Source organism: Halogranum gelatinilyticum (assembly GCF_900103715.1).
In the GTDB taxonomy this organism is placed as follows: domain Archaea; phylum Halobacteriota; class Halobacteria; order Halobacteriales; family Haloferacaceae; genus Halogranum; species Halogranum gelatinilyticum.
On the sequence record NZ_FNHL01000001.1, the window covers coordinates 1,226,388 to 1,251,795 of the forward strand.

At 67.0% G+C, this 25,408-nt stretch carries 30 protein-coding genes; 16 read left to right on the top strand and 14 right to left on the bottom strand.

Annotated features, from left to right (window positions below; translation table 11 throughout):
- Positions 1 to 44: 44 nt before the first annotated feature.
- The 4 genes from BLR57_RS06345 to BLR57_RS06360 all read left to right on the top strand — a co-directional run bounded on the left by BLR57_RS06345 (position 45) and on the right by BLR57_RS06360 (position 2,947).
- Positions 45 to 1,109 carry a DUF7350 domain-containing protein gene (locus BLR57_RS06345; protein WP_089695315.1) on the top strand — a complete coding sequence of 355 codons (1,065 nt, stop codon included), beginning with the start codon at positions 45 to 47 and terminating at the stop codon, positions 1,107 to 1,109.
- 48 nt (positions 1,110 to 1,157) lie between these two features.
- The gene (locus BLR57_RS06350) at positions 1,158 to 1,364 is read left to right on the top strand and encodes a hypothetical protein (protein WP_089695318.1); all 207 of its coding nucleotides are present in this window, start codon (positions 1,158 to 1,160) and stop codon (positions 1,362 to 1,364) included.
- 79 nt (positions 1,365 to 1,443) lie between these two features.
- Entirely contained in the window at positions 1,444 to 2,685 is a 1,242-nt protein-coding gene (locus BLR57_RS06355) for an MFS transporter (protein WP_089695321.1), read from the top strand.
- Positions 2,686 to 2,746: 61 nt separating this feature from the next.
- Positions 2,747 to 2,947 carry a hypothetical protein gene (locus tag BLR57_RS06360; RefSeq protein ID WP_089695324.1) on the top strand — a complete coding sequence of 67 codons (201 nt, stop codon included), beginning with the start codon at positions 2,747 to 2,749 and terminating at the stop codon, positions 2,945 to 2,947.
- Between the two features lie 26 nt (positions 2,948 to 2,973).
- Here BLR57_RS06360 and BLR57_RS06365 read toward each other — a convergent pair whose 3' ends face one another.
- The 4 genes from BLR57_RS06365 to BLR57_RS06380 form a co-directional block, all read right to left on the bottom strand.
- Entirely contained in the window at positions 2,974 to 3,948 is a 975-nt protein-coding gene (locus BLR57_RS06365; RefSeq protein WP_089695327.1) for an aldo/keto reductase, read from the bottom strand.
- A gap of 150 nt (positions 3,949 to 4,098) precedes the next feature.
- Positions 4,099 to 5,358 (bottom strand): RDD family protein, encoded by a 1,260-nt coding sequence (locus tag BLR57_RS06370; RefSeq protein WP_089695330.1) that lies wholly within the window; start codon positions 5,356 to 5,358, stop codon positions 4,099 to 4,101.
- A gap of 80 nt (positions 5,359 to 5,438) precedes the next feature.
- A complete protein-coding gene (locus BLR57_RS06375; RefSeq protein WP_089695335.1) occupies positions 5,439 to 5,678 on the bottom strand; it encodes a hypothetical protein in 240 nt (79 codons plus the stop codon).
- Between the two features lie 4 nt (positions 5,679 to 5,682).
- Complete coding sequence (locus BLR57_RS06380) at positions 5,683 to 5,889, bottom strand: hypothetical protein (RefSeq protein WP_089695338.1); 207 nt, start codon at positions 5,887 to 5,889, stop codon at positions 5,683 to 5,685.
- Positions 5,890 to 6,071: 182 nt separating this feature from the next.
- Here BLR57_RS06380 and BLR57_RS06385 point away from each other — a divergent pair, with 182 nt between their 5' ends.
- Entirely contained in the window at positions 6,072 to 7,577 is a 1,506-nt protein-coding gene (locus BLR57_RS06385; RefSeq protein ID WP_089695341.1) for a cryptochrome/photolyase family protein, read from the top strand.
- A gap of 223 nt (positions 7,578 to 7,800) precedes the next feature.
- Here BLR57_RS06385 and BLR57_RS19300 read toward each other — a convergent pair whose 3' ends face one another.
- The 4 genes from BLR57_RS19300 to BLR57_RS06400 all read right to left on the bottom strand — a co-directional run bounded on the left by BLR57_RS19300 (position 7,801) and on the right by BLR57_RS06400 (position 11,625).
- Entirely contained in the window at positions 7,801 to 7,974 is a 174-nt protein-coding gene (locus BLR57_RS19300) for a hypothetical protein (RefSeq protein WP_170830570.1), read from the bottom strand.
- Between the two features lie 124 nt (positions 7,975 to 8,098).
- Positions 8,099 to 8,293, bottom strand: a complete 195-nt coding sequence (locus BLR57_RS06390) for a cold-shock protein (protein WP_089695344.1) — start codon at positions 8,291 to 8,293, stop codon at positions 8,099 to 8,101.
- Positions 8,294 to 8,361: 68 nt separating this feature from the next.
- On the bottom strand, positions 8,362 to 10,929 hold the full coding sequence (locus tag BLR57_RS06395; protein ID WP_089695348.1) for a heavy metal translocating P-type ATPase: 2,568 nt from the start codon (positions 10,927 to 10,929) through the stop codon (positions 8,362 to 8,364).
- A gap of 105 nt (positions 10,930 to 11,034) precedes the next feature.
- A complete protein-coding gene (locus BLR57_RS06400) occupies positions 11,035 to 11,625 on the bottom strand; it encodes an AsnC family transcriptional regulator (protein ID WP_089695351.1) in 591 nt (196 codons plus the stop codon).
- A gap of 127 nt (positions 11,626 to 11,752) precedes the next feature.
- Between BLR57_RS06400 and BLR57_RS06405 the strand changes: the two genes are divergently transcribed.
- Positions 11,753 to 11,950, top strand: coding sequence for a heavy-metal-associated domain-containing protein (locus BLR57_RS06405; RefSeq protein ID WP_089695355.1), 198 nt, complete (start codon positions 11,753 to 11,755; stop codon positions 11,948 to 11,950).
- Positions 11,951 to 11,984: 34 nt separating this feature from the next.
- Here BLR57_RS06405 and BLR57_RS06410 read toward each other — a convergent pair whose 3' ends face one another.
- The 3 genes from BLR57_RS06410 to BLR57_RS06420 form a co-directional block, all read right to left on the bottom strand.
- Entirely contained in the window at positions 11,985 to 12,458 is a 474-nt protein-coding gene (locus tag BLR57_RS06410) for a hypothetical protein (protein ID WP_139173282.1), read from the bottom strand.
- A 50-nt stretch (positions 12,459 to 12,508) separates the two neighbouring features.
- Positions 12,509 to 13,096, bottom strand: a complete 588-nt coding sequence (locus BLR57_RS06415) for a peroxidase-related enzyme (RefSeq protein ID WP_089695361.1) — start codon at positions 13,094 to 13,096, stop codon at positions 12,509 to 12,511.
- A 138-nt stretch (positions 13,097 to 13,234) separates the two neighbouring features.
- Positions 13,235 to 13,756, bottom strand: coding sequence for a metal-dependent hydrolase (locus tag BLR57_RS06420; RefSeq protein WP_089695364.1), 522 nt, complete (start codon positions 13,754 to 13,756; stop codon positions 13,235 to 13,237).
- 173 nt (positions 13,757 to 13,929) lie between these two features.
- Here BLR57_RS06420 and BLR57_RS06425 point away from each other — a divergent pair, with 173 nt between their 5' ends.
- Together BLR57_RS06425 and BLR57_RS19305 are read left to right on the top strand one after the other, a co-directional pair.
- On the top strand, positions 13,930 to 15,204 hold the full coding sequence (locus BLR57_RS06425) for a mechanosensitive ion channel family protein (protein WP_089695367.1): 1,275 nt from the start codon (positions 13,930 to 13,932) through the stop codon (positions 15,202 to 15,204).
- 25 nt (positions 15,205 to 15,229) lie between these two features.
- Positions 15,230 to 15,382, top strand: a complete 153-nt coding sequence (locus BLR57_RS19305; protein ID WP_170830571.1) for a hypothetical protein — start codon at positions 15,230 to 15,232, stop codon at positions 15,380 to 15,382.
- A 45-nt stretch (positions 15,383 to 15,427) separates the two neighbouring features.
- On the opposite strand, the gene BLR57_RS06430 is transcribed toward BLR57_RS19305, so the two are convergent.
- Positions 15,428 to 16,375 carry a carbohydrate kinase family protein gene (locus tag BLR57_RS06430; RefSeq protein WP_089695585.1) on the bottom strand — a complete coding sequence of 316 codons (948 nt, stop codon included), beginning with the start codon at positions 16,373 to 16,375 and terminating at the stop codon, positions 15,428 to 15,430.
- A gap of 141 nt (positions 16,376 to 16,516) precedes the next feature.
- On the opposite strand from BLR57_RS06430, the gene BLR57_RS06435 reads away from it, so the two are divergent.
- The 3 genes from BLR57_RS06435 (at position 16,517) to BLR57_RS06445 (ending at position 18,978) form a co-directional block, all read left to right on the top strand.
- A complete protein-coding gene (locus tag BLR57_RS06435; protein ID WP_089695370.1) occupies positions 16,517 to 17,041 on the top strand; it encodes a FlaD/FlaE family flagellar protein in 525 nt (174 codons plus the stop codon).
- A 159-nt stretch (positions 17,042 to 17,200) separates the two neighbouring features.
- Positions 17,201 to 18,253, top strand: coding sequence for an actin-like salactin (locus BLR57_RS06440; RefSeq protein ID WP_089695372.1), 1,053 nt, complete (start codon positions 17,201 to 17,203; stop codon positions 18,251 to 18,253).
- A 17-nt stretch (positions 18,254 to 18,270) separates the two neighbouring features.
- Complete coding sequence (locus tag BLR57_RS06445) at positions 18,271 to 18,978, top strand: hypothetical protein (protein WP_089695375.1); 708 nt, start codon at positions 18,271 to 18,273, stop codon at positions 18,976 to 18,978.
- On the opposite strand, the gene BLR57_RS06450 is transcribed toward BLR57_RS06445, so the two are convergent.
- A complete protein-coding gene (locus BLR57_RS06450; protein ID WP_089695377.1) occupies positions 18,970 to 19,749 on the bottom strand; it encodes a sugar phosphate isomerase/epimerase family protein in 780 nt (259 codons plus the stop codon). The genes BLR57_RS06445 and BLR57_RS06450 overlap by 9 nt on opposite strands.
- A 94-nt stretch (positions 19,750 to 19,843) precedes the next feature.
- Between BLR57_RS06450 and BLR57_RS06455 the strand changes: the two genes are divergently transcribed.
- Together BLR57_RS06455 and BLR57_RS06460 are read left to right on the top strand one after the other, a co-directional pair.
- Positions 19,844 to 20,218 carry a DUF8048 family protein gene (locus BLR57_RS06455; RefSeq protein WP_089695381.1) on the top strand — a complete coding sequence of 125 codons (375 nt, stop codon included), beginning with the start codon at positions 19,844 to 19,846 and terminating at the stop codon, positions 20,216 to 20,218.
- A 144-nt stretch (positions 20,219 to 20,362) separates the two neighbouring features.
- Positions 20,363 to 20,884: a GNAT family N-acetyltransferase gene (locus BLR57_RS06460; protein ID WP_089695385.1), complete on the top strand. Its 522-nt coding sequence runs from the start codon at positions 20,363 to 20,365 to the stop codon at positions 20,882 to 20,884.
- Here the strand turns inward: BLR57_RS06460 and BLR57_RS06465 are convergent, their stop codons facing one another.
- Positions 20,885 to 22,027, bottom strand: a complete 1,143-nt coding sequence (locus BLR57_RS06465) for an acyl-CoA dehydrogenase family protein (RefSeq protein WP_089695389.1) — start codon at positions 22,025 to 22,027, stop codon at positions 20,885 to 20,887.
- A 94-nt stretch (positions 22,028 to 22,121) separates the two neighbouring features.
- Here BLR57_RS06465 and BLR57_RS06470 point away from each other — a divergent pair, with 94 nt between their 5' ends.
- The 3 genes from BLR57_RS06470 to BLR57_RS06480 all read left to right on the top strand — a co-directional run.
- The gene (locus BLR57_RS06470) at positions 22,122 to 23,336 is read left to right on the top strand and encodes an outer membrane protein assembly factor BamB family protein (RefSeq protein ID WP_089695392.1); all 1,215 of its coding nucleotides are present in this window, start codon (positions 22,122 to 22,124) and stop codon (positions 23,334 to 23,336) included.
- A 66-nt stretch (positions 23,337 to 23,402) separates the two neighbouring features.
- A complete protein-coding gene (locus BLR57_RS06475; protein WP_089695395.1) occupies positions 23,403 to 24,200 on the top strand; it encodes an RIO1 family regulatory kinase/ATPase domain-containing protein in 798 nt (265 codons plus the stop codon).
- Positions 24,201 to 24,354: 154 nt separating this feature from the next.
- Positions 24,355 to 25,408 (top strand): aldehyde dehydrogenase family protein (locus tag BLR57_RS06480; protein ID WP_089695398.1); only part of this gene is annotated, 1,054 nt, incomplete at its 3' end.

A 25,408-nucleotide genomic window follows, 5' to 3' on the forward strand; every position in this document is an offset into this window, starting at 1 on the left:
CCGTACCAGAACCCGTAACCTCCCGACTTCCCTACGCTCCAGTAATGCAACGACGTACGTTCCTCGGCGCGGCCGGTCTCGGTCTCGCCACCTCGCTCTCCGGCTGTTCGACCGTCGCGAGCCTGTTCGAGACGACGAACAGCGGCGAGCCGCCGCTCGTCGCCGACCGCCCGGACGCCATCTACATCCCGACGCACCAAGAGGGGATGCAGATGGTCGGCATGGGCGAGGCGGGCGACCTCCGCGTCGGCCTCATGTACAGCTACGCCCACCGCTTTTGGGTCGTCGAGAACGAGGGTGGCGAGTGGACCTCCGTCGAGATTCCGCTGGAAGCCGACGACTCGATCCATCTGATGGCCATCGTCTGGGAACCCGAGACGGGCGTCGTCGTCCCCTCGACGGACGTCACCGTCGAGCTTGAGAACGACGAGGGGCTGGTCTACCAGGAGGTCGTCTACCCCATGTTCTCCCAGCGAATGGGCGTCCACTACGGCGACAACGTCCCGCTCCCCGGCGACGACATCTTCACCGCCCGCGTCACCGTCGCCGGACTCCCGTTCGCGCGGTTCGGCTCCTTCGAGGGCCGCTTCGAGGAGGCTGTCACGGCCGAAATCCAGTTCGACTACCGCCAGGGCCAGCGCGACAACATCCCGTACGAACTGCTCGAAGACCGACAGGGCGAACGCGCCGCACTCCGCCGGATGGACATGGCGATGCCGCAGGGGGTCGCCCCCGAATCGCTTCCCGGCGAACCCATCGGCGAGGGCCGCAGTCCGAACGAGGACGTCACCTTCCGCGTGCAGGTCGCCACCGACGACCGCTTCGGCGACCGACCCTACCTGCTCGTCTCCCCGGCGACCCGGTACAACCGCTATCTCGTCCCTGGAATGTCGCTGTCGGCGACGGTCGAACGCGACGGCGAGACGGCCTTCGAGGGTGAACTCGCTCCCGGTCTCGACCCCGAGGCGGGACTCCACTACGGCGCGCCGGTCGACGGACTCGGTGCCGACGACACCGTGACCGTCTCCGTCGAGCTTCCCCCGCAAATCGCCCGCCACGAGGGCTACGAGACGGCCTTCTACGACATGGGTGACGTGACCATCGACTGATTCTAGCGCGCCAGAACCCCTTTGTCGCGCCGCCGTCCACTCTCGTCCATGCGCGGCCCGCTCCGTGCCCTTTGGAACAGTCCACTCCTCGGTCGCTACCTTCGGTTCCGGCTCGCGCTCCTGATCGCTCTCCCGCTGGCCGCGCTCGGTGCGGCCGTCGCCTTCACTGTCGGCGGTCTCGCGGGTATCCTCCTCCTCTCAGTGCTCGTCTTTCTCGGGTTGGTCGGCCTCGCCGTGCTCGTCGCCGTCCGGTGACCCCTCGGCTCCCCGTCAGCGCGTCGCGGAACCGACAGAAGACGCCAGGGATTTGTCCCCGCCACTCCTTCGTCCAGTCATGGGTTCCCAGCGACGAGACCGGGTCGTGCTGGCGACTGCCGTCTGGGCGGTCCTCGTCTCGCAGGTCCTCCTCTACCCGGGCATCGCGGACCTCGTCGTCGCCCTCGGAGCCGAGGGCGACCCCTCCGGCGTCGGCATCGCCAGCCTCGACGCCGGGATGTACTTCCTCGTCGCCGAGTTCGCCGCTTTCGTGCTCTTTGCACCGGTCTGGGGCGCGCTCAGCGACTCGCTCGGTAAGCGCGTCCCGCTAGTCGTCGTGGGCGCGCTCGGCGGCGCGGCGGCCTACCTCACCCTCGCACTCGGCCCCTCGCTCGGCGTCTCCTTCCCCGTCGCACTCGCGATTCGCGCCGTCGGCGGAGCGTTCACCATCGGGGCGTTCTCGCTCGCCATCTCCATGCTCTCGGACCTCTCCGGCGGGCACGGCCGCAACATGGGCGCGGCGGGCATCGCCATCGGCCTCGGGGCCGCGCTCGGGTCTGTCGTCGGCGGCCAACTCACCGTCGTCGACCCGCTCGCACCCGTCGTCGCCGCCGCGGGCGTCCTCGTCGTCGTCGCGGTACTCCTCGCGACCGTCACCGACCGTGCGCAGGAGGCCGACGACGGCGACGCCGATGTCGGCAGTGCACTCGCGAAACTCACCGACCGGCCCGCACTGCTCGTCCCCTTCGCCTTCGGCTTCATCGACCGCATGACGGCCGGCTTCTTCGCGCTCGTCGGCGTCTACTACTTCCGGGTGACCTTCGGCCTCGACGCCGCCGGCGCGGGGCTGCTGCTCGCGGCGTTCTTCCTCCCCTTCGCGCTGTTTCAGTATCCCGCGGGTATCGTCTCGGACCGCGTGGGCCGGTTCCTGCCGGTCGTCGTGGGGTCGCTCTGCTACGGCGTCACCATCGTCGCCGTCGTCTTCGCGCCCACCCCGCTCCTCGCGGCGGGCGTGATGGTCCTCGTCGGCGTCGCCGGCGCACTCGTGGCTCCGGCGACGATGGCGCTGGTGACGGACGTCGTCGCACCGGACGAACGCGGCGCGGCGCTCGGGGCATTCAACGTCTTCGGGAGTCTCGGCTTCCTGACGGGGTTCCTGCTCGGCGGGTTCGCCACGGAACTGGCGGGCTTCCTCCCCGCCTTCCTGCTCGTCGGCGGCGCGGAGATGGCGATCGCACTCGTCGCTGCCCGGGCAGTCAAACGGCTGTCGGCGAGGACGGTGGTCGGTGACTCGGTGTCGACGCCGACGGGTGACGACTGAGACGACACGTCTCGAACAGTTATGTCGTCGAGGTGAATAGTGTGCGTCATGGGTCCCTCCAATGACTGACGAGCAGTCCGTCGAGACGGCGAGCATCGAGCGTGGTCTCCTCTTCGTTGTCGGAATGGCTCTCGTCGCGAGCGGCGTCGCGCAGTTGCTGGGGCTCGTCACGATTACGTTGCCGCCGGAAGCCTCTCTCGTGGTCGGAACGGCGATGTTCGGATACGGCGTGTGGAAATCGACGCGGTCCTCCGAAGACTGAGGGGCGAGGGGCGTCGTCGTGTCGAGCTACTCGTGGCCCGACACCCGCACGGGCTGGTACGGCTCTTCTAGATACTCCATGTCGCTCGACGAGAGTTTGATGTCGAGTGCCTCCACGGCGTCCTCCAGATGCTCGATGCTCGTCGTGCCGACGATGGGCGCGTCCACGGTGTCCTTGTGGAACAGCCACGCCAGCCCGATCTGGGCCATCTTGACGCCCTTCTCGTCGGCGAGTTCCTGCACGTGCTCGTTGACGTCTGGGCCGCCGCCTTCGAGGTAGGGATGCTGACGCGCGTAGTCGTCGGACTTCCCACGGGTCGTCGCCTCCGACTCCTCGTGCGGCCGCGCGAGGTAGCCGCGGGCGAGCGGCGACCACGGGATGACGCCGACGTTCTCCTTCTCACAGAGCGGCAGCATCTCGCGTTCCTCCTCGCGGTAGAGCAGGTTGTAGTGGTTCTGCATCGTGGCGAACCGGTCCAGCCCGAGGCTGTCGGCGGTGTGGAGTGCCTCCGCGAACTGGTGGGTCCACATCGAGGACGCGCCGAGATACCGTACCTTCCCGCGACGCACGGCGTCGTCGAGTGCGCGCATCGTCGTCTCGATGGGCGTATCGTAGTCCCAGCGGTGGGTCTGATAGAGGTCGATGGTGTCCATGCCCAACCGCTCGAGGGAGTCGTCGAGTGCCTGCTCGATGGCCTTCCGCGACAGCCCGCCCGAGTTCGGGTCGTCCTCGTTCATCTGGAAGAAGCCCTTGGTGGCGACGACGGCCTCGTCGCGGCGGCCCTCCAGTGCCTTCCCGAGGACGCGCTCGGATTCGCCCATCGAGTACATGTTCGCCGTGTCGAAGAAGTTGATACCGAGGTCCATCGCGCGCTCGACGAGTTCGATGCCCTCCTCCTCGTCGAGCACCCAGTCGCGCCAGTCGCTCGTCCCGAAGCTCATGCAGCCGAGACAGATGCGCGAGACCTCCAGCCCGGTGTCACCGAGGGTGGTGTACTCCATACCCGCGAGTCGACGCCGAGTGACAAAAGCGTAGGCTCCGCGGAAGTACCACTCCGTCGCCCGCCGAGTTCAAGGCCGATCGTCGACCTGCCGAGCGTGACACCGTCCGAGTGCAACACCGCCCGAGTGCGACGCCGTCCGAGTGCAACGCTATTCGGCCCGTTCCGCGCGGACGACGAGTGTCCCGGCGGCGTGGTCGCCGAGTCGCTGGCCGTCGTGGGAGATCAGGCTGACGACGCCCCCGAGCGCGTAGCCGACGAGGAAGTCCACCGGCCGGAGCAGGTTTCTGAGAACGGCCCCGCGTCGGGACACCCGCGAGCCGTCGCGGCCGACGACGACGAGCCCGAGCAGCCGTTTGCCGACGGTCTGTCCGGTGCGTGCCTCCAGTCCGACCCAGTAGCCAGCCCAGGCACAGAACGCGCCGACGAAGAAGCCACCGACGAGCGCGCCGTCACCGACGACGAGGCGGCCGACCGTGCCAGCGACGACCCCGAAGGCGACGGCCGCGACGGCGATGAAGACCCAGTCGACGGCGAGTGCGGCGACCCGACGGCCGAACACGTCGCCCGCAGTGTCGAGGTCGCCGCGCACGGGCGCGACACCGACACGCTGCGGCTCGCCGCCCGCCACGACGTCGCCCGCGCGGAGCCAGTTCGGGACGTAGGAGGCGACGACCGTGACGTCCCGTTCGTCAGCGGCGGTCGCCAGTCCCGCGAGATGCGCTCGGCCGGTTGTGAGACAGGCTCGGTCGTGTCCCTCGCGCTCGCAGGTCTCGACGATACGCTCGACCATGACGCCGTTACGGCGGTCGAGCGTCCGAAAGACCGTATAGAAGGTGGCGAGCACGGCAGTGAGGACGAGCGGTTCGGGGACGAGGTCCCGACTCACCAGGAGCCAGGACGCGCCGCCGACGGCTGGCACGGTCGCCACGACCCAGAGCAGTCGGTGAAGCCGGTAGACGAGACCCAATCCGACCCAGAGTCCGACGACGGTGGTCACCAACGCCGCGCCCGCGACGGGCGTGAACGCCAGGGTCGCGACGAGGAGCAGCCACTCGACGGCGGTCCGCCCGCGGCCGACCGTGCCCAGTATCGAGATGATATGGTCGTCGACGGCGTACAGCGGGAGGTCACGTTCCTCGCTGAGCCGTCGAGCGGCGAGGACCTCCGCGGGGACGGCGTCGCGGTTGAAGAGGGCGTAGAGGGGGTACTGGAGCAGCGACGCGAGCAACAGTCCGAGCGCGGAGACCGGCGCGGCGAGGAGCGCCCGAGCACCGTCACGGAACGAGAGGCCGTCGACGGGATACTCGACGAAGAGGGCGTCGGTGCCGTCGGCGAACGAGGCGAGTTCGCTGACGACCTTGCCACGTCGGTCGACGTGGACGGCACCGAAGAGGGCGAGTCGTGTCATCGTTCGCAGCTCTCGGCGGTGGAGTAAAGCAGTGTTGGACGGGACGCTGTCAACGGCGACCGGCTCGCAGACGGGGAGACTCAGCCGTCTCGTCGGTCGCGGCTCGGCGACGTCTCCAACTGCATCACCCTCGTCGCGCCGACGACGAGCAGCCCGACCAGGAAGACCGCCGCGACAAATACGGCAATAAGCTGGTAGCCCAGCACGTCGAAGGCGATCATCAGGCCGATACCCGCGAGGAGTGCTTGCGTCAGCGATTCCGACGACGCCGGTGACTTCGACTGATTCGACTGATTCGACGACATTGACCAATCCGCCATCGGCCTACGCCTCTGTGCTGTCCTTGAAACTCGCCGTGTAGACGAGGAACGCGCCCGTCGCGATGACGAACGCGAGGAAGGTCACGAGCGCGAGCACGGTGGCGATGGGTCCGAGCACGGCCGCGAACGTCGGTCCGGTCGCGTTGAGGACGAGCACCGCGAGCAGCGCGGCGATGAGTGCGAGCAGCCAGTTCGTCAGGAGGTTGTCCATACGCCGCCCTCTCGCGCCTCGGGTTAAACCCTATTGGCGGTTCGCGAGTGCCGCGGCACGAACGGATTTGGTCACGGCCTCCGTAGGCCGGATATGTCCCTCACGCTCGGGAGCGATGGTGTCCGTCGCCGTCGACCGGCCCTTTCGTCCCGTCCGTCACCGTCCCGTCCGGAGGCCAGCCGATGACCGTCTGGCTCCTCGGCGACCAGCTGAACGCCGACGCCGCGGTCCTGCAGGGAGACGACGACCACGTGCTCATGGTTGAAGCCCACGGCTTCGCCGACCGGCTGCCCTACCACCCGCAGAAACTCACGCTCGTCTTCAGCGCGATGCGTCACTTCCGTGACGACCTGCGGGACCGCGGCTACGACGTCACCTACCTCCAGGCCGACTCCTTCGGCGACGCACTCGACGACTACTTCGCGGCCCGCCCCGGCGACGACCTCGTGCTCATGCGTCCCGCCAGCCACGGCGGCGGCGACCGTCTCCGGGCGATGGTCGACGAGCGCGGCGGGCGTCTCACCGTCGTCGACAACGACGGCTTCCTGACGACGCCCGCCGAGTTCGACGAGTGGGCGGGCGACAGGGACGTCGAAGACGGCTTTCGACAGGAGCACTTCTACCGGCACGTCCGCCGGAACTACGACATTCTGATGGACGGCGACGACCCGGAGGGCGGCGAGTGGAACTACGACGACCAGAACCGCGAGACGCCGCCCGAGGGCTGGACACCGCCCGAGACGCCGCGGTTCGAGCCGGACGAGTTGACCGCGGCCGTGGCCGACTGGGTCGACGAACGGTTCGAGACGTGGGGCGCGAACGACGAGTTCGTCTGGCCCGTCACCCGCGAGGAGGCACTGACCGCGCTGGAGCAGTTTGTCGAAGTCCGACTCACGGAGTTCGGCCCGTATCAGGACGCGATGGTCGAAGGCGAGTGGGCACTGTCGCACTCGCTTCTGTCCTCTTCGCTCAACCTCGGCCTCCTCCGGCCGATGGAGGTCGTCGACCGCGCCGTCGCTGCCTACGAGTCGGGCGACGCACCGCTCAACAGCGTCGAGGGCTTCGTCCGGCAGGTCGTCGGCTGGCGGGAGTTCATGCGGCACGTCTATCGGCGGGCGATGCCCGAGATGCGCGAGGCCAATCAATTGAACCAGACGCGCGAGCTGCCGCCGCTCTACACGAGTGGCGAGACCGACATGACCTGTCTCTCGGAGGCCGTGGGCCACGTCTGGGAGCACGGCTACGCCCACCACATCGAGCGGCTGATGGTGCTCTCGAACTTCGCGCTGGTCTACGGCGCGGACCCCCAGGAACTCAACCGCTGGTTCCACTACGGCTTCGTCGACGCCTACCACTGGGTGACGACGCCGAACGTCGTCGGGATGGGCACGTTCGCGACGGACGTGCTCTCCTCGAAACCCTACGCCTCCTCGGGCAACTACGTCAACAAGATGAGCGACTACTGCATGTCGTGTCCCTACGCCGTCTCGAAGACGGCTGGGGAGAATGCCTGTCCCTTCAACGCGCTCTACTGGGACTTCCTGAAGGAGAACGAGGAGACCTTGCGAGGAACGGGCCGGATGGGGCTGATGTACTCACACGTCGACAAGAAGGATGACGAGGAGTGGGCGGCGATCCGCGAGCGGGCGAGCGAAGTCAGAACGTTGGCCGAGGACGGGTCGCTCTGAGCGACGAGATCGGGTGCGGTCCGCTCGCGAACCGATTTCGGAAAAACCGCGTGGGATACCCACGCCACGACCTGCGGTGTGGATGACAGACCGCGCACTGTGTGCGCCAGTATAACAGTTCTCATGAGAGTACTTGACTATATCGCTTAGACAGCCATCGCTGTCCGGCGAAAAATACTCTGTGCACGTCGAACACGAGCCCGCCGCCACCCGGCCGACCCCGTCAGTCACCCGACGACACGGTTCGCAGCAGCACGACGAACAGCCCGACGAGCGACATCGTGGCACCGACGCCGACGAGTAACACGTCGGTGCGGAAGAAGAGACAGAGACCGACGCCGACGACGGTCAGTTCGATCCCCGCGAGCATCTGTTTGATTTCTCTATTGGCAGACACGATTTGAAGTCGTCTTTCGAGACAGTTAGCTGATGTGATCGACAGCGACCGCGACGGGACCGGCGTACTGCACCGTCGTCGTACACGATGTGAAAAAACCGTTTTCGCCGTCTCGTCGACTCCGTTAGAGTCGCTGGACGTTCTTCGCGCGCGGACCCTTGTCCGCCTGTTCGATGTCGAACTCGACTTCCTGTCCCTCTTCGAGGTCCGGGCCACCGACGTCTTCCATGTGGAAGAACACGTCGTCGTCCGCATCGTCCGTCTCGATAAAACCGTAACCGCCTGTGTCGTTGAAAAACGCCACCTTACCTTTCGCCATTACGCTTTATTTCACGCCCCGAGACGATTTAACGGTTGTGGGGCTGACGGTTCCACGCTTCCACTGCCTCAGCGGTTCCGGCCGAACAGCCGGTACCGCTTCTCGGGGTCGTAGCGGCGGAACAGCAGGCTGTTCGCCAGCACCGAGACGCTGGAGAACGCCATCGCCACCGCCGCGAGGACGGGCTGCAGCAGGCCGAGGGAGGCCAGCGGAATCATCGCCGTGTTGTAGCCGAGTGCCCAGAAGAGGTTCTGCTTGATCTTCGCCAAGGTCCCCTCCGAGACGTTCATCGCGCGGACGACGTCCATCGGGTCGTCGCGCATCAGCGTCACGTCCGCCGCCTCGATGGCGACGTCCGTCCCGCTGCCGAGCGCCGTCCCGACGTAGGCCGCCGCGAGCGCGGGGGCGTCGTTGACGCCGTCGCCGACCATCATCGCCCGGCTGCCGTCGGCCTGAATGTCCTCGACCGTGTCGGCCTTGTCCTCCGGCAGGACGCCCGCACGGACCTGTTCGCGGTCGATGCCGACCTCCTCGGCGACGGCGTACGCCGTCCGCTCGTTGTCACCGGTGACGAGCATGACGCGAGTGCCCCGCTCGCGGAGCGTCGTGACGGCCTCCGTCGCGCTGGGCTTGATCTCGTCGGCGACGCCGAGCACTCCCAGGAGATGGCCGTCGAGTGCCACCATGATCGCTGTCTTCCCCTGCTGCTCGAACTCCGCGAGCGTCTCCTCGGCGGGCGAGGGGTCGACGTCGTACTCCCGCAGCAGGTCGGGCTTGCCGACGAGGACGTCGCCGCGGTCGGTCCGTGCACGGATGCCCTTCCCGGCGACGTTCTGGAGTGCGGCCGGGTCAGAGACGTCGATGCCGCGGTCTCGCGCGCCCTCGACGACGGCCTCGGCGATGGGATGTTCGCTCCCCGCCTCGGCACTCGCGGCGACGGCGACGAGGTCGTCTTCGCTCAGCGAATCGGTCTCCTCGTCCGCGACCGCCCCCGCGCCATCCGTCGTCGGACTCACGACGCGAGCGTCGGTCAGCGTCATCTCACCCTTGGTCAGCGTGCCGGTCTTGTCGAAGACGACGGTGTCAACGTCGCGGACGCGTTCGAGCACGTCGCCGCCCTTGAACAGAATCCCGTTGCTCGCGCCGATGGCCGTGCCGACCATCGTCGCCGCGGGCGTCGCCAGCCCGAGCGCGCAGGGACAGGCGATGAGGACCGCGCTCGCGAAGACGATGACCGAGAACTCGAACGCCGAGACGACGCCGGGACCGCCGGCCACGAGTCCCCACAGCGGCAGCGACCCAACGAAGCCGCCCAATGCCTCGGGGAAGAGATACCAGACGACACCCCACAACAGCGCGTTGGCGATGACCGCCGGGACGAAGTACGCGCTGATGCGGTCGGCGAGCGTCTGGATCTCGGGCTGACGGCTCTGGGCGTCGCGGACCATCTGGACGATCTGTTGAATCGCCGTCTCCGAGCCGACCTTCGTCGCCCGCACGTAGATGAGACCGTTCTCGTTGACCGTCGAGCCGACGACCTCGTCGCCCGGCGACTTCTCAACGGGGACGGACTCGCCGGTCACCATCGACTCGTCGACCGCGCTCTCGCCGTCCAGCACCTCGCCGTCGGTCGGAATCTTCTCACCGGGCCGGACCTTCAGCACGTCGCCGACCTGGACCTCTTTCAGCGGCACCTGCCGCTCGTTCACGAACTCGCCGTCTTTTTCCGAGACGACGGTCGCCTCGTCGGCTTCGAGTTCGAGCAGCTGCTCGATTGCGGCCCCGGCCTGGCTCTTCGAGCGGGCTTCGAGATAGTTGCCCAGCGTGATGAACGTCAGGATGAGCGCGGCGCTCTCGAAGTAGAGACCGCCAGCGACGAGGTTCAGGAGAACGAAGATGCTGTACGCGTAGGCCGTCGTCGACCCCAGCGCGATGAGCACGTCCATGTTGGCGGTGCGGTTCCTGACGAGTGCCGTGTAGGAGTTCTCGTAGAACTCTTTGCCCAGGAGGACCTGCACGGGCGTCGCCAGGACGAGCGCGATCCAGCCCTTCCCGACCCCGAAGAACGACTCGGGGACCGGCAGGCCGACGAGGTCGCCCATCATCAGGACGGCCAAGGGAACCGACAGCGCGGTCCCGAACAGCACCAGCCGGAGCTGGCGGCGGACCTCGGCGTTCCGCGCGTTCTTGCGGCGTTCGGACTCGCTCTCCTCGCCGCCGGTGTCGCGGACGGGTGAGTAGCCGGCGTCCTCGATGGCGTCGTAGATGGCGTCGCGGTCGACGGCGGCCGGATTGTACCGCACCCGCGCCTCGTCGGTCGCGAAGTTGGCGTCGACGCCGACGACGCCCGGGAGCTTCGAGACGGCCGACTCGACCGTCTGCGAGCAGTTCGCGCAGGTCATGTCGGTGATGCCGACGTTCAGCGTCTCGGCGACCGGCTCGTATCCCGAGTTCTCGATAGCCTCGTAGATTTCGGCCAGCGAGACCTGCTCGGGGTCGTACTCCACCGTCCCGGCGTCGGTCGCGAAGTTCACGTCCACCTCGCCGACCCCCTCCAACCGCGTCAATGCCTCGGTGATGGTGGACGAGCAGTTCGCACAGCTCATCCCCCGGATGTCGAGTCTGATTCGTTCCATGGCGTTCACTCAGGTAGACATAGGGGTTCCTTACCTATGCGGATTATGACTCAGAAACTTCGGCTTTGAGCGACGGAAATCTTTGATTCTAAACTGAAATTCGTCTCAGGCACCGCTTTCGAGCCGTTCGAACCGCTCCTCGAAGTTGGCGAGACAGGTGCCACAGCAGAAGTGATAGAGGTCGCCGCCGAGCCGGGCGGACTCGCCCTCGCTGGTGACGCTGTTGCCGCACTCCGCGCAGGTGAGAGCCAGCGTCGCCTCGCCGACGGAGGGTGTCCACTCGGCATCCCGCAACAGCCGCACATCTACGTCGCGGACGGTATCGAGGTCGACGGCCTTCGCGAGCAGGCCGGTCACGTCGCCGTCGCGGACGGTCGCCTGCACGAGGACCGTGCCGTCTGCGGTCTCGAAGGTGTGCTCGACGGCGTCGAGGGCGGCGAGCGCGTCGGCGACGTCGCCAGCGCGGTCGACCGGTACGTCGAGTTCGACGAGGACGAGGACGCCGCTGCGGAGCAGCGAGCGGTCGACGTCGACGGTGAAGCCCCGAATCACGCCGAGTTCCTGCAGCCGGTCGATTCGGTCGGAGACGGCCGGTGCCGACAGGCCGACGTGGTCGGCGAGGTCGCTGTAAGGTCGACGGGCGTTCTCCACGAGCAGACGGAGGATGTGACGGTCGGTGTCGTCGAGGTCGCGCATGACCCGCTCTACTCGACCGGCTCGGAAAGCCGTTTCGAGCCGACTTTGGATTCGAAAGTCGTTCGGCGACCAGAGGCACGGTTCCGAAAGGGAAAGTCGCTAAACCGTCCCGTGCGTAGAACAAGATATGACGACGACACTCACCGTCGAAGGCATGAGCTGTGGCAACTGCGAAGCGACCGTCGTAGAGGCGCTGGAGGGCGTCGACGGCGTCACGAGCGCGACCGCGGACAACGAGACCGACTCGGCGACCGTCGAGGGCGACGCCGACCCGCTCGACCTCGTCCTCGCGGTCAACGAGGCTGGCTACGACGCACAGGCGTAAACAGCCCCTCGTCCGACTTCTCACCCGACGCCGGTCACTCGTACAAACCACCACTCACCGAGAGTCGTACGATTACTCCTTCGTGACGGACGTACGCCGTCGGCTCCGAGGTGCCGTCCGCGCCGAAGTACAGCGGGAGACGGCCGAACCGCTCGTCGACCGACCGGTAGGCCGACTCGCCCTCGACCCGGACGGTCACGCGGTCCCCGTCGGCCGCAACGGCGCGGTCGACAGCGTCGCGCAGTGACTGACTCTCGGCCACGCTCGACGTGGACGCGTCGACTACCGTCGCGTTCTCGGGTGCGTCGGCGACGACGTCGGCGTAGACCTCGCCGTAGCCACCGGGCGGTTCGGGCGTCGGTTGCGTCGACTCGACAGCCGTCGTTGGCGTCTCGGCTGTCGACTGGACAGTCGGAGACTGCGCGTCGGACGCGTTGGGAGCGACACTGCAGCCAGCGAGTACGACGAGCACTGCGAGGGTAAGGAGGGGTATTCGTCCGAGAGACACGGCCGAGTCGGCGGCCGCATCGGACAAACCTCTTCTGATGACTGGCCGAGCTACTCGCCCCGCGCCATCCCGTGGAACTCGTCGTTCGGCCGCATATCCGCGAACATCGCCATCCGGTTCGAGAGGTTGAAAAAGGCGGTCACCGAGGCGATGTCCCAGATGGCCTCGTCGCTGTAGCCCACCTCACGCAGGTCTTGGATGTCGCGTTCGGTCACCTCGGCGGGGCGTTCGGTCAGTTTGACGGCCACGTCGAGCATCACCAGCTGCTCGTCGCTGACGTCCGCCTGTCGGTAGTTGGCGACGAGCTGGTCCGCGAGTTTGGGCTGTTTGCTGTAGATGCGCAGGAGCGCGCCGTGGGCGACGTTGCAGTAGTAGCAGTGGTTGACGCCCGAGACGGCGACGACGATCATCTCGACTTCCTCTCTATCGAGGGCAGTGTCCTCGACCAGTGCGTCGTGGTACGCGAAGAACGCCCGGAAGTGCGAGGGCTTGGACGCAAACGCCGAGAAGACGTTCGGCGTGAAGCCCGCGCGGTCGGTCTCCTCGGCGATCCGTTCCTGCAAGTCTTCGGGGAGGTCCGCGAAGTCCGGAACGGGGAACCGCCGCATCGCGTCGTCGTCGAGTGTCGGCTCAGACATGGCCCGTGGTACTCCGCGACGCGACTTAACGCTACGTCGCCCGAGGGTTCATGCGGATAGTGCCCGTTTCCCGCGGTATGCAGCGCGAGACACGTGGTTCGAGCGGTGGGGGACGAACGTGCTCGTCAGATTCGAGTCCTAAAATCCGCGGATCGTGAGCACCGCCGTCGCCGCCGTCGCGGCGACACCGAGGACGAACAGTCCGTAGTTCCAGAGCGTGCTGTCGGCGGGCGTCAGCGACAGCGTGAACTCCGTGCCCGAGAGCGGCCACAGGAAGTTGACGCCCATCGGCGTGATGGCGTCGCCGAGGAGGTGGGCGACGACCGTCAGCGCGCCGAGGAAGAAGCCGAAGGTCGCGAGGTCGACGGTGCCAATACCGGGCGCGCTGAAGCCGAAGACGCTCCCCAGACCGAGTCCCTGGCCGAGTACCGCGCCGACTCCGGCGAAGACCGCCCCGACGAGCGCGGCGAAGAGTAGCGAGTGGGTCGGCCCGCGGTGGGGGACGCCCGGGAGTCGGTGGTCGACGTCGGGCAACATCGCCAGCCAGAGCATCGTCGCGCCGGTGACGAACGCCAGCGAGATCGCCCCGAGCGAGACGAGCGCGAACCCGACGGGCGCGAAGACGAGCAGTGAGACGCCGTAGTGGCCGAACCGGTACATAGAGAGTCCTTGTGCGAAATCGGACAAAAAGTCACGGATGTCGGCCAACGCAAGAATCTACTGGCCGCCGGTCACGCCCCGAGGAGTGGCAGACCGACCGACGGCCGTCGGACGTCACGCACCGTCCGGACCGACGGTGTAGCTTTATACCACCGTGTTTCGTGGTGAGGGTCGTGCTTCAGACGCTGTCGTTCCTCGAAAGCCTCACATCGCTCGAAGCGACTGCCGTCGTCCTCGCGCTCTCGCTGGGTAGTGCCATCCTCTTGGAGTTCGTCGTCCTGCGGTTCGTCCGGAGTCTCGTCACCGAGACCAACACCGAGTTCGACAATATCCTGTTTCAGGAGCTGCGGATCCCCATCGTCGTCACGGCCGCGCTCGCCGGCGTGTTCGTCCTGACGCGGCTGCCGGCCATCGCGTCGAGTACCGTCTTCACCGAGGAAGAGCTGCGCTTCTTCTTCGACAACCCCGCGTTGACCGTCATCGTCCTCGTCTGGGCGTGGGCGCTCAATCAGGTCGTCAACCGGTTCGTCGAGGCGGTCAAGGACAAGGGGTCGCGGTACGACTTCGCGCCGGTCTTCTCGAACGTCTGGACGCTCGTCGTCCTCGTGGCGGCGGCTGGCGTCACGCTCCGCATCTGGGGCGTCGAGATCACCCCGCTGCTCGGCGCGGCCGGAATCGTCGGCATCACCGTCGGCTTCGCCGCGAAGGACACCGTCGCCAACTTCTTCGGCGGAATCGCGCTCTACTTCGACGACACGTACAAGATGGGCGACTTCATCGAACTCGACTCCGGCGAGGCCGGCAGCGTCGTCAAACTCGGCATCCGGTCGACGATGCTCTTGACGCGCGACGAGGTGCTCATCACCGTCCCGAACTCGGTGCTCAACTCCGCGAAGATCGTCAACCGTTCGGCTCCGCAGACCCGCAAACGGATCCGCGTCCCCATCGGCGTCGGCTACGGCACCGACCTCGACGAGTTCGAGGCCCTCCTCGTGGACATCGCGTTCGACGAGAAGCTGACGCTCGACTCACCGAAGCCGCGGATGCGGTTCCGCCGGTTCGGCGACTCCGCGGTGGAGTACGAACTGCTCTGCTGGGTCGACCATCCGACCAAGGAAGCCCGCGCGATACACTTCCTCAACCGCGCGATCTACGACGGTCTGAACGACGCGGGCATCGAGATTCCCTACCCGAAGCGAGATCTGGCGGTGCGCTTCGATGGCGACGCTCCCCGTCCGGCGGCCGCAGTCGGCCCGGAGAGCACCGACGGTGGCGAGTGGTCGGGTGACAGCGTGGGCGACTCGGCCGACCGCGCTGGCGACGGCGACTCGGCCGACCGCGTTGGCAACGATGGTTCGGCCGACCGCGTTGGCGACAATTCAGCCGACCGCGTTGGCGACGCTGACGACGAACCCGCCGACGGCGGTCCCGACGAACGGGAGCTTTAATCCCTCGCGGCCGTTGGCTGTAGTCGTGCTTCAACTCGGCCCGCTCACCGACCTCATCGGCGTCTTCGGGCCGTTCGTCATCCCGGCCGTACTCTTCGTCTGTGGTTTCGTCGGCTATCTGGTGCTCGTCGCGCTCAGCCGTGCGGGCGTGTTTTCGGGCAACAGACGCAGCGAGTGAGCGTCACGGGAGGAGACGACCCTCCTCGACGCTTCGACCGCCGTACTACTCGTCTCTGAACGCCGCGACCTCGCCGCGCGTCGGCAACGCCGTCATCGCGCCGGGTTCGGTCGTTGTCGTCGCTGCGACGGCGTTGCCGAACGCCAGGGCCTCGTCAAGCGACTCGCCCGACGAGAGTGCCGCAATCGCCCCGGAGGTGAAGGCGTCGCCCGCGCCGGTCGTGTCCACCGGGTCGACCGGGTAGCCGGGGTGACGAACCTCCGTCTCCTCGTCGGCCCACGGCGCGTCGGCCGTCGCGTAGGCGTACGACCCCTCGTCGCCGAGGGTGACGAGTGCGGTGTGGGGACCGAACGAACAGAGTTCGCGGGCCAGCTCCGGCGCGTCGCCCTCGAAGCCCGCCTCGCGGAGGTCCTCGGGCGTCGCCTTCACCACGTCCGCGAGTTCGAACCCGCGCTTCGCGGACTCGACGTAGGAGAACTCGCCCCAGCGTTCGGGCCGGGAGTTGGGGTCGAAAGAGACGACCGTCTCGTCGCCTGCACGCTCGGCGAGGTCCAAGACGGCCGAGCGCGAGGGTTCGGTGTCCATCGAGAGCACGTCGAGATGGAGCCAGCCGTAGTCGGCGAGCGCGGCGTCGTCGATGGTTCCCGGCTCCATCCGGGTGTCGGCGGTGTGGTCGTGGTAGAAGCTGAACTCGCGGTCGGCGTCCGCGCCGAGGCTGACGAACGCGAGCGTCGTCTGGGCGTCGGGGTCCTGCTCGACGCGGTCGCCGCCGAGCCCTTCCCGTTCCAGCGTCTCGACGAGGAAGTCGCCGAAGGCGTCGTCGCCGACGCGGGTCCAGAAGTCGAGGTCGGCGTCGAGGCGAGCGAGACCGACGGCGACGTTGGCGGGCGCGCCACCGGCACGTTTGCTGAACGCCTCGACCGAGGCGAGCGGTCCCGGCGCGTCCGGGATGAAGTCGACGAGGGTCTCCCCCGCGACGAGGATTCGGGTCATACCGGAACGTCGAGAGGTGGGGTCAAAAATCTCGGCGGTCGCGGTGTGCGTTGCGCGGACCGCACCGTCCGGGACGGACGGTTCGGGACGCATCGCACGTCCGTACGAAAATTTATATAAACGCGTTGGGACGTGTGAGGTATGACTATCGACCCGCGGGACTACGACCTCGGCGAGCTGCGCGATATGGCCAGCCGGGCCGAACGTGAGGCCGGACTCGACGGCGACGGCCGGAGCGACCTGTTTGACGCCGTCGACGGCGGCCGGTCTCGCTCGAATCACTCGAACCACTCGAACCGTCCGAACCGCGGTGCGGCCGAGGCCGCCCGCCACGACGACCGTCACCGGACGCTGCTCATGCTGCAGAGCGCGAGCGATGGCGAGATCTCGAAGCCGTATCTCGACGAAATTCCGGCTTCTCACGCGGGCGAAGTGACCGTCTTCGAGTGGCTGGAGTTCCTCGTCAACCGCGCGGGCTTCCGCGGCGCGATGGAGGCACTGCGTTACTACCGCAACATCGACTGGGTGACCGAGGACGCGATGCACGACCTCGAAGAGTATCTCTTCGGCTTCAGCGACGCCGAGAGCGACCGGTACGGCGAACTCACCGCCGATGACCACCGCGAGAGTCTGGTCTACCTCGCAGAGTTGAACGCGCTGAAGTAGCGGCCGTCGGCCCCACGTCGCGAGCGGCTAGGGGTTCAACCGCGAAAGTCAGCGTACGGACGGGTCGAGAGCCGAGATATACTGGGTTTGCAGACGATTTTCAGTGTTGATATTTTCGGGGAGGAACTTATATAACGGGAGCATGAACGCGAAGTCAGAATGAGTGCCAACGGCGACACCGAACCCGCCGCGGTCGGTGTCAAACTCGGTAGCACGCGAACCGTCGTCGTCTCCGAAGGGACCGGCGACGGTGCAGTACCCGAACAGGTCGTCCAGACGCTGACCTGTCTCGCGACGTACGAAGACGCCCTGACCGGCAGCGAACGCGTCCTCTACGGCGAGGACGCCGCCCGCGAGTATCCCGACCGCGTCCAGTATATGCTCCGCTCGGGACTCCCCGAGGACGACGACCGCGCCGAACTGACGAAACGGTTCTTCTCGGCTCTCATCGAGGAGGAGGGCATCCCCGAGCACAGCGGCGTCGTCTACGCCATCCCGACCATCGACAACGACGCCGGTCTCGACAATCTCGCGGCCGTCATCGAGGAGAGCGGCATCGGTAGCGAGTTCGTCCGGAGCTACCCCGAGTCGCTCTGTGGCGCGATTCCGGCCATCGGCGACGGGCTGGAGGCCATCAACGACATCTTCGTCTCCATCAACCTCGGTTCGACCAACCTCGAAGCCTGCGCCTACCGCCGCGGCGAACAGCTCTCACCCTTCGCAACGGGCGCGGTGACGGGCAACGAGGTCGACCGCCACATCGTCAACAACGTCGAAGAGGAGACCCAGCGTCGGGTCAACATCGACCGTCAGACCGCCCGCGAGTACAAGGAGACCCACGCCGACTTCGTCGACTTCGACCCCTTCACGGACGTCATCCAGCAGCCCGGCGGCGGCTCCCACGAGTTCACCATCGAGTGGGCCGTGATGGACGCTGTCGACGAGTATCTCGACGACGTGGTCGACGAGGTGGCCAACCGCTTCCTCGCCGAACTCGCGAACGACTACGTCCGGCTCTACCGACAGGTGCTCGACCGCCCCATCGTCCTCACGGGCGGGATGGCCTGCATCCCCGGCCTCGTCGACGAGTTCGAGGAACGGCTGAGCGAGGAACTCGACCGCGAGATCGAGGCAACTGCGCCCGAGGAACCGTCGCTCGCGGCCGCGTCGGGTGCCCAGCGCATCGCCGAACGGCTCGTCGAGACCAACTGACGCCGCTCTCCTCTTCGATGGCCGACCGCGACCCCTCCTCCCCGCCCACTGAACCCGACACGAGCGACGGCGTCGACTCGGAGCCACGAGCCGACGCGGCGAGCGGTCCCGACGCGGTCGGCACTCCCGACGCAGCGGGCGGTCCCGACACGACAGCTGACCCGTCCTCGCCGGACCGGTGGCTCTACGCCGGCGAGTCGGTCGTCGCCCGCGAACCGCTCGGGACGGGCTGGCTGGCGGTGACGACCCACCGGCTGCTGGTCTACACCCCCGACACCGACGGGCCGCGGTTCACCGGCTACGACCGGCCGAACGTCAAGGACGTGCGCGTCGACGCTGGCGGCAACACTCGGTATCTCGCGGTGCTCCCGCGTGCGGCGGTCTACGCGGTCGTCCTCCTCGGCGGTTGGTTCGCCTTCGGACGGGCGGGGCTGACCAGTCTGCTCGCCGTCGACGCAGGTGGCTCGCTGTCGGTCGTCGGCATGGCGGGGCTGTTCGGCACGATCCGGCGCGCGCTCGAACTGCTCGAACTGGCACTGCTCGGCGGCGGTCTCCTGCTCGCCGTCGTCGCCATCGCGCTCTGTGGGCTGTATCTCGCCTCCCGTCGGTCACGGCTCGTCGTCGACGTCGCCGGTGAGGGAACGGTCGCGCTCTCGCTCCCGGCGGGGGCCCGCGCTGCCGACGTCAGCCTGACCCGGATTCACGACGCGCTCGCCTCAGAGTAACTCGTCCAGCCGCCGCTTGCTGACGTCGAGATAGCCGTAGTCGTGGGTGAACACCTCCAGCGAGAGCGTGCCCGACCAGCCCTCGCCGAGCGCGTCGAAGATCGCCGTGAAGTCGATGTCGCCCGCGCCGAACGGGAGATGTTCGTCCTTCGCCTGCCGGGTGTCGTTGAGATGGAGATGGCTGATACGGTGGGCGAAGCGGTCGGCGAAGGCGGCGATGCCCGGCGAGTCGCGGCCGTCCATCCGGGCGTGGCCCGTGTCGAGCGTCATCGAGACGTCCGTCTCGTCGAGGAGTGTCGAGAACTCGTGGGTTCGGAAGACGCTCCGCGGGATGTTCTCCGCGCAGAGTTCGACGTCTTGCGCGTAGGCGTGCTCGTCGAGTTCGAGAAGAGAGTCGACGACGTTGGCCCGCAGGTCGTCGTCGTCCCACGCCGGTCCCCAGGCGTTCGTCGTCGGATGGACGACGGCCTTCTCCGCGCCGAGGGTCGCGGCCGTATCGAGTGCCGCGGCCATCTCGCGGACCGACCCCTCGCGGACGTGCTCGAACGGCGACCCGAGGTCGATGCCGCCGAACGGGAGATGGACCAGCAGGTCGAGGTCGTGTCGTTCGAGTAGCCGCCGATACTCGTCGACCCGGCCGTCGAGCCGACGGCGTTCGCCCGCTCCGTCCAGCATCAGTTCCACGAAGTCGAAGCCACTGTCGGCAGCAGCAGCCAGGGCGGCCTCGTGGTCCATCTCCAACTGCGTCACGAACCCGGTGCGAACGTCCATACGGAGAGCGCGGACGCGAGCGACTTAGTGGTCCGCTCGCGCGACCGACGTCAGCAGGGGTGTTTTATCGGTGGCCCGCCAAACGACGAGTCCAATGGCAGACACACGCGACCCGCTCGACGTCTTCGAGGGCACGGTCATCGAGACGGTCGCCCGCGAACGGGGTCTCGCCGTGACCGACCTCCGCGAGTTGGTGCGTCGCCACCAGCAGAGCGTCCGGGACCTCCCCGGTGTCGACAACCTCGTCTACGAGTGGCGCAAGGCGTTCGCGACGGACCCGCTCGTCGAGCGACGCGGGGACTCGTACTTCCTCGCGGTTCCGGGGCACGTCTGGCCCGAGTTCGGCTCCGCGCTGTCGCTGTCGACCGCGGAACTCAACGCGCTCCGGGCGGTCCACGACCGGCAGCTCCGGGCGAGACTCGGTGACGAGGCGGGCGATTCCGACGCCATCATCCTGACCCGTCCCTGAGTCTCGTCGCTGTCGACGGAGACGGCGCGAACGACAGCGCGGGCGACGGTGTCGCGGCCCGACAGACACGACGACTGCGGCCGGTTCGACAGTCCGTCTCACACCACGGAATCCTTGATACGTTTTGTGAGCGTTGACTCTCGTATGCCCGGTCCAGTCTTCCTCCGCAACGAGACGGTCGAACTCCGCACGGTCGAGTCCGACGACCTCGCGTTCGTCCAAGAACACATCAACGACCCCGAGGTCTGGGGGACGCTCGGCTCCGCCGCACCCAAGAACCACAAGGACGAGGAGCAGTGGCTCGACTCCCTGACCGACGACGACGGCCGGGTCGTCCTGCTCATCTGTGACGACGGCGAGCCGGTCGGTCAGATGGGTCTACACCTCAACGAGACGTGGGGCGTCGGTGAACTCGGCTACTGGGTCGCTCCCGACGCCTGGGGCAACGGCTACTGTACTGCGGCCGTCCGACTCATCTCGCGCTATGCTTTCGAGGAACGTCGCCTGCACAAGGTCGTCGCCGAGGCCTACGGCCACAACGTGGGATCACAGCGTGTGCTCGAAAAAGCGGGCTTCACGCAGGAGGGCGTCCACCGCGAGGAGGCGTTCGTCGGCGGCGCGTACCGCGACCTGCTGCACTACGGTCTGCTCGAAGACGAACTCTGACTAGAGACCGAGCTGGCGGCCGAGGACGAGATGCTGAATCTCGCTCGTCCCCTCGCCGATCTCCATCAGCTTGGCGTCGCGGTAGAACCGCTGGGGGGCGAAGTCCTCGGTGTAGCCGTAGCCGCCGAGCACCTGCACGGCGTCCTCGGCGACTTCTCTGGCTGCTTCGCTGGCGTCGAGTTTCGCCAGCGCGGACTCGGTGGAGACGCGGTTGCCCGCGTCGTAGCGGCAGGCGGCCTTGTGCGTCAGGAGGCGTGCGCGCTCCGTCTTGCGGTACATATCGACCAGCTTGTCGCGGATGGCGTCGTGTTTCGCGATGGGCTTGCCGAACTGCTCGCGCTCCTTGGCGTAGTCGTGGGCGGCGGAGTAGGCACCCTGTGCCAGCCCCGTCGACAGCGCGGCGATAGAGATGCGGCCGCCGTCGAGCGTCTTCATCGTCTGCTTCCAGCCCTCTCCCTCCTCGCCGAGTAGGCGGTCCTCGGGAAGACGGACGTCGTCGAGTGCGATTTCACAGGTCGGCGAGCAGTTGAGCCCCATCTTGTCCCAGACGGTCGTGACCTCGAAGCCGTCGTCGTTCTTCGGGTCGACGATGAAGGTGGAGATGCCGTCGTAGCCCTCGCCAGGGTCGGTGACGGCCTTGACGAGGACGCTGCCTGCCACAGAGGCGTTCGTGATGAACTGCTTCGTCCCGTTGAGGACGTACTCGTCGCCCTCTTTCACGGCCATCGTGTCCATGTCGCTGGCGTCGCTGCCGCTGCCGGGTTCGGTCAGTGCCCACGCACCCATCTCCTCGCCCGTCGCGAGCGGGGTGAGCCAGCGTTCCTTCTGTTCCTCCGTGCCGAAGGCCTCGATGGGCTTCGACCCGAGCGAGACGTGCGCCGCGTAGGAGAGCCCGATACCGCCGGAGACGCGGCCCAACTCCTCGGTGACCAGCGCGTACATCAGCTGGTCGCCGCCGAGACCGCCGTACTCCTCGGAGACGGGGACGCCCATCATGTCGAGGTCGGCCAACTGCGCGAAGATGTCGGCCGGGAACTCGTGGTCGTCTTCGAGTTCCTGGGCGACGGGGGCGATTTCCTCCTCGCAGAACTCACGGACGGTGTCGCGAATCATCCGGTGTTCCGCGGGTAGCTCGAAATCCATAGGCAAAGCTTGCGAGGGGGTGCTGATAAAGTCAGCGAACGACCGTGTAGAATACGGGGGAAAGCACTTGTCTGACCCCTTTGCACTCCCTGACATGACTGGTCCCTACGGCCGTCGTCGGTACCTCCAACTCGCCGCGGCAGCACTCTCCACGGCCGTCGGTGGCTGTCTCGATGGTTCCGAACAGTCCACGCCGACCGACCGCCCGACGACGGCGACAGCTGAAACGACAACCGAACCGACTGCTGCTGAACCGTCCGTCGAGGGTGCCGCAATCCGCTGGCGCGTCCCGCTCGCGAAGCGCGTTTCGACCCCGGCGACCGACGGTGACTCGGTGTATACGACGAGTTCCGACCGGACTGTCCGGGCGTTCGCCGCCGCCGACGGGAGCCGCCGGTGGGAGACGAGCCATCCGACGGCACTCTACCGCGGCCCACGCGTCTCCGACGACGCCGTGTACGTCTGCGGCTACGACCGGCTGTCGGCGTTGGACCCGCGAGACGGGAGCGAGCGGTGGCACTACGAACTCGCAGGGTCCTTCTCGTCGAACCCCGTCTTCGGCGACGGACGGCTCTACGTCGGGAACAGTTCGGTGTCGACGAGTCACCGGGCGTCGCAGTATCCCGAAGACCTGTTCGCGCTCGATCCGGACGACGGTTCACTCGTCTGGAAGCGTGACCTCGCTGAGGAGGACCGACTCGCTGGCCGACCGCTGTTGCACGACGGGACGCTCTACGTACAGTTGGAACGCGGTGGTCTCGTCGCACTCGACCCCGACACGGGCGAGACACGGTGGCGGACGACGCTCTCGTCACAGCGACAGCAGGCGAAGGACGGGCCGAAGCTCGCCGGTCGGACGCTCGTCGCGACCGACGCCGACCTCGTCTACGGTCTCGACCCGGAGAACGGGAGCGAGCGGTGGCAGGTTGGCGACGTTGCCACCGTCCCCGCCACGCTCGGTGACACGGTGTACGTCGGTGGGTACGTCGGGACGAAGCGGATGGTCTACGCCCTCGCCGCCGCCGACGGGAGCGAGCGGTGGCGACAGACCGTCGACGGGGAGTTCTCCACTATTTCGGCACTTTCGACCGGTACCACGGGTCTCTACGTGTCGACGACGCGGTCGGCCGGGGACAGGGGCGGCCGCGACGACGAGACGACACTCCACGCACTCGGGGACGGCGGCTCTCTCCGCTGGCGGCTCACCGTGTCTTGCGCCGGTGTACGCCCGGTCGCGGTCCACGACGAGACGACGTTCGTCGGAACCGGACTCGGCGACGGGAGTCTCTACGCGCTCACTGCAGACTGACGCGCCCGACGATCGATGTCGCCGTTGCCACGACAATTATACCACCCGCCGTCATAGGGGGAGACGATGGATTTTCGTCGCCTCCTGCGGGGCCGTGTCGAGTGGTCCCGGCTGGAACACGTCATCGGCGACCTCGCCGAGCGGTACGACCGCGAGGCGGTCCACGTCCGCTTTCTCGACGCGGACAACTGGCTCTCCACCCCGATGGTCATCGACGACGAGTGGTTCGTCAAGGTCATCTCCAAACAGAACTCGCTCGTCCACGCGCTGTTCACCACCGGGCGAAACCTCGGCGCGTTCTCCAGCGGCACCGAGGGCTTCTTCGAACATTTCGGGACGCCCTACGACATGGCCCGCCACGAACTGGAGGCGACCGAGAAGATGCGCGACCTCGGTATCAACGCCCCCGAACCCGTCGAAGCCCTCGAACTCGACGGACTCGGGGTTCTCGTCCTCGAATATCTCCCGGAGTTCCGCTCGCTCGACCAACTGGACAGGGAGGCCGAACGCCGACTCGCCCCGGAACTCTTCGAGCATCTCCACCTGATGCACGACAACGGTCTGGCCCACGGCGACCTCCGCGCCGAGAACGTCCTCATCCGCGACGGCGAGATCTACTTCATCGACGCCACGAACGTCCGTGACGACGGCCGGGAGGACGCCCGCTCGTACGACATCGCCTGCGCGCTCGGCGCGCTCGAACCGCTCATCGGCGCGCCAGCCGCCGTCGACGCCGCGCTCTCCGCGTACACCATGGAGGAACTGCTCGCCGCCCGCGAGTTCGTCGACTTCGTCAACATCCGCCCGGACCACGACTTCGACGCGGCACAGTTGAAGGGCGAAATCGAGAAACGCGGCTCGTGACTGCACTCTTCTCACGCCGCCAGATACTGCTGACCTGTTCGTAGCCGCCGCTGGTGTGCCCGTCGTGCCCGAGCCGTCGCCGCGGGAGTGCTGAACGGTCAGTCCACCAATCAGGGAGCTTTTTCACCCCACCCGTCGCAAATTTTACCAGATCATGAACGACCAGACGGACGAGCCGTACCAACACTACATCGGCGGTGAGTGGACGGACGGCGAGAGCACGGAGACGTTCGACAGTGAGAACCCCGCGACGGGCGAGACCCTCGGCACCTTCCAGCGCGGGACCGAGGCGGACATCGACACCGCACTCGCTGAGGCCGACGAGGCCTACGAGGAGTGGCGCGAACTGTCGCATATCGACCGCGCGGAATATCTCTGGGACATCTACCACGAGCTCCGCGAGCGGACCGAAGAACTCGCAGAAGTCGTGACCAAAGAGTGCGGCAAGGAAATCTCGGAAGGTCGCGCGGACGTCATCGAAGCGTACCACATGGTCGAGTGGGCCGCTGGCGACGCTCGCCACCCCAAAGGCGACGTTATCCCGAGCGAGATTCCCGCCAAGGACGCCTATATGCGCCGCAAACCTCGCGGCGTCGTCGGCTGTATCACCCCGTGGAACTTCCCGGTCGCCATCCCCTTCTGGCACATGGCCGTCGCCCTGGTCGAGGGTAACACCGTCGTCTGGAAGCCCGCCGAACAGACGCCGTGGTGCGGCCAGATCATCGCCGAGATGTTCGAGGATGCCGGTATTCCCGACGGCGTGTTCAACATGGTCCAGGGCTTCGGCGACGCCGGCGCCTCCATCGTGGAGGACGAACGCGTCGACACCGTCCTGTTCACTGGTTCGGCCGAGGTGGGCCACGAGGTCGCCGAGAAAGTCGCCCAGCAGCCCGGCAAACTCGCCGCGTGTGAGATGGGTGGCAAGAACAACGTCGTCATCACCGAAGAGGCGGATCTGGACATCGCCGTCCACTCCGCGCTCATGACCTCGTTCAAGACGACCGGCCAGCGCTGTGTCTCTTCAGAGCGCATCGTCGTCCACGAAGACGTCTACGACGAGTTCAAAGACCGCTACGTCGAGTTGGCAAAGAACGTCTCCGTCGGCGACCCGCTGGACGAAGACACCTTCATGGGCCCGCTCATCGAGGCCGGTCACAAGGAGAAGGTCACGAAGTACGCTGAGCTGGCGAAGAAAGAGGGCGTGAACG

Coding starts and splice junctions, on each gene's coding strand:
- BLR57_RS06345 (WP_089695315.1), top strand. CDS start 45: ATGCAACGACGTACGTTCCTCGGCGCGGCCGGTCTCGGTCTCGCCACC.
- BLR57_RS06350 (WP_089695318.1), top strand. CDS start 1,158: ATGCGCGGCCCGCTCCGTGCCCTTTGGAACAGTCCACTCCTCGGTCGC.
- BLR57_RS06355 (WP_089695321.1), top strand. CDS start 1,444: ATGGGTTCCCAGCGACGAGACCGGGTCGTGCTGGCGACTGCCGTCTGG.
- BLR57_RS06360 (WP_089695324.1), top strand. CDS start 2,747: ATGACTGACGAGCAGTCCGTCGAGACGGCGAGCATCGAGCGTGGTCTC.
- BLR57_RS06365 (WP_089695327.1), bottom strand. CDS start 3,948: ATGGAGTACACCACCCTCGGTGACACCGGGCTGGAGGTCTCGCGCATC.
- BLR57_RS06370 (WP_089695330.1), bottom strand. CDS start 5,358: ATGACACGACTCGCCCTCTTCGGTGCCGTCCACGTCGACCGACGTGGC.
- BLR57_RS06375 (WP_089695335.1), bottom strand. CDS start 5,678: ATGGCGGATTGGTCAATGTCGTCGAATCAGTCGAATCAGTCGAAGTCA.
- BLR57_RS06380 (WP_089695338.1), bottom strand. CDS start 5,889: ATGGACAACCTCCTGACGAACTGGCTGCTCGCACTCATCGCCGCGCTG.
- BLR57_RS06385 (WP_089695341.1), top strand. CDS start 6,072: ATGACCGTCTGGCTCCTCGGCGACCAGCTGAACGCCGACGCCGCGGTC.
- BLR57_RS06390 (WP_089695344.1), bottom strand. CDS start 8,293: ATGGCGAAAGGTAAGGTGGCGTTTTTCAACGACACAGGCGGTTACGGT.
- BLR57_RS06395 (WP_089695348.1), bottom strand. CDS start 10,929: ATGGAACGAATCAGACTCGACATCCGGGGGATGAGCTGTGCGAACTGC.
- BLR57_RS06400 (WP_089695351.1), bottom strand. CDS start 11,625: ATGCGCGACCTCGACGACACCGACCGTCACATCCTCCGTCTGCTCGTG.
- BLR57_RS06405 (WP_089695355.1), top strand. CDS start 11,753: ATGACGACGACACTCACCGTCGAAGGCATGAGCTGTGGCAACTGCGAA.
- BLR57_RS06415 (WP_089695361.1), bottom strand. CDS start 13,096: ATGTCTGAGCCGACACTCGACGACGACGCGATGCGGCGGTTCCCCGTT.
- BLR57_RS06420 (WP_089695364.1), bottom strand. CDS start 13,756: ATGTACCGGTTCGGCCACTACGGCGTCTCACTGCTCGTCTTCGCGCCC.
- BLR57_RS06430 (WP_089695585.1), bottom strand. CDS start 16,375: ATGACCCGAATCCTCGTCGCGGGGGAGACCCTCGTCGACTTCATCCCG.
- BLR57_RS06435 (WP_089695370.1), top strand. CDS start 16,517: ATGACTATCGACCCGCGGGACTACGACCTCGGCGAGCTGCGCGATATG.
- BLR57_RS06440 (WP_089695372.1), top strand. CDS start 17,201: ATGAGTGCCAACGGCGACACCGAACCCGCCGCGGTCGGTGTCAAACTC.
- BLR57_RS06445 (WP_089695375.1), top strand. CDS start 18,271: ATGGCCGACCGCGACCCCTCCTCCCCGCCCACTGAACCCGACACGAGC.
- BLR57_RS06450 (WP_089695377.1), bottom strand. CDS start 19,749: ATGGACGTTCGCACCGGGTTCGTGACGCAGTTGGAGATGGACCACGAG.
- BLR57_RS06455 (WP_089695381.1), top strand. CDS start 19,844: ATGGCAGACACACGCGACCCGCTCGACGTCTTCGAGGGCACGGTCATC.
- BLR57_RS06460 (WP_089695385.1), top strand. CDS start 20,363: ATGCCCGGTCCAGTCTTCCTCCGCAACGAGACGGTCGAACTCCGCACG.
- BLR57_RS06465 (WP_089695389.1), bottom strand. CDS start 22,027: ATGGATTTCGAGCTACCCGCGGAACACCGGATGATTCGCGACACCGTC.
- BLR57_RS06470 (WP_089695392.1), top strand. CDS start 22,122: ATGACTGGTCCCTACGGCCGTCGTCGGTACCTCCAACTCGCCGCGGCA.
- BLR57_RS06475 (WP_089695395.1), top strand. CDS start 23,403: ATGGATTTTCGTCGCCTCCTGCGGGGCCGTGTCGAGTGGTCCCGGCTG.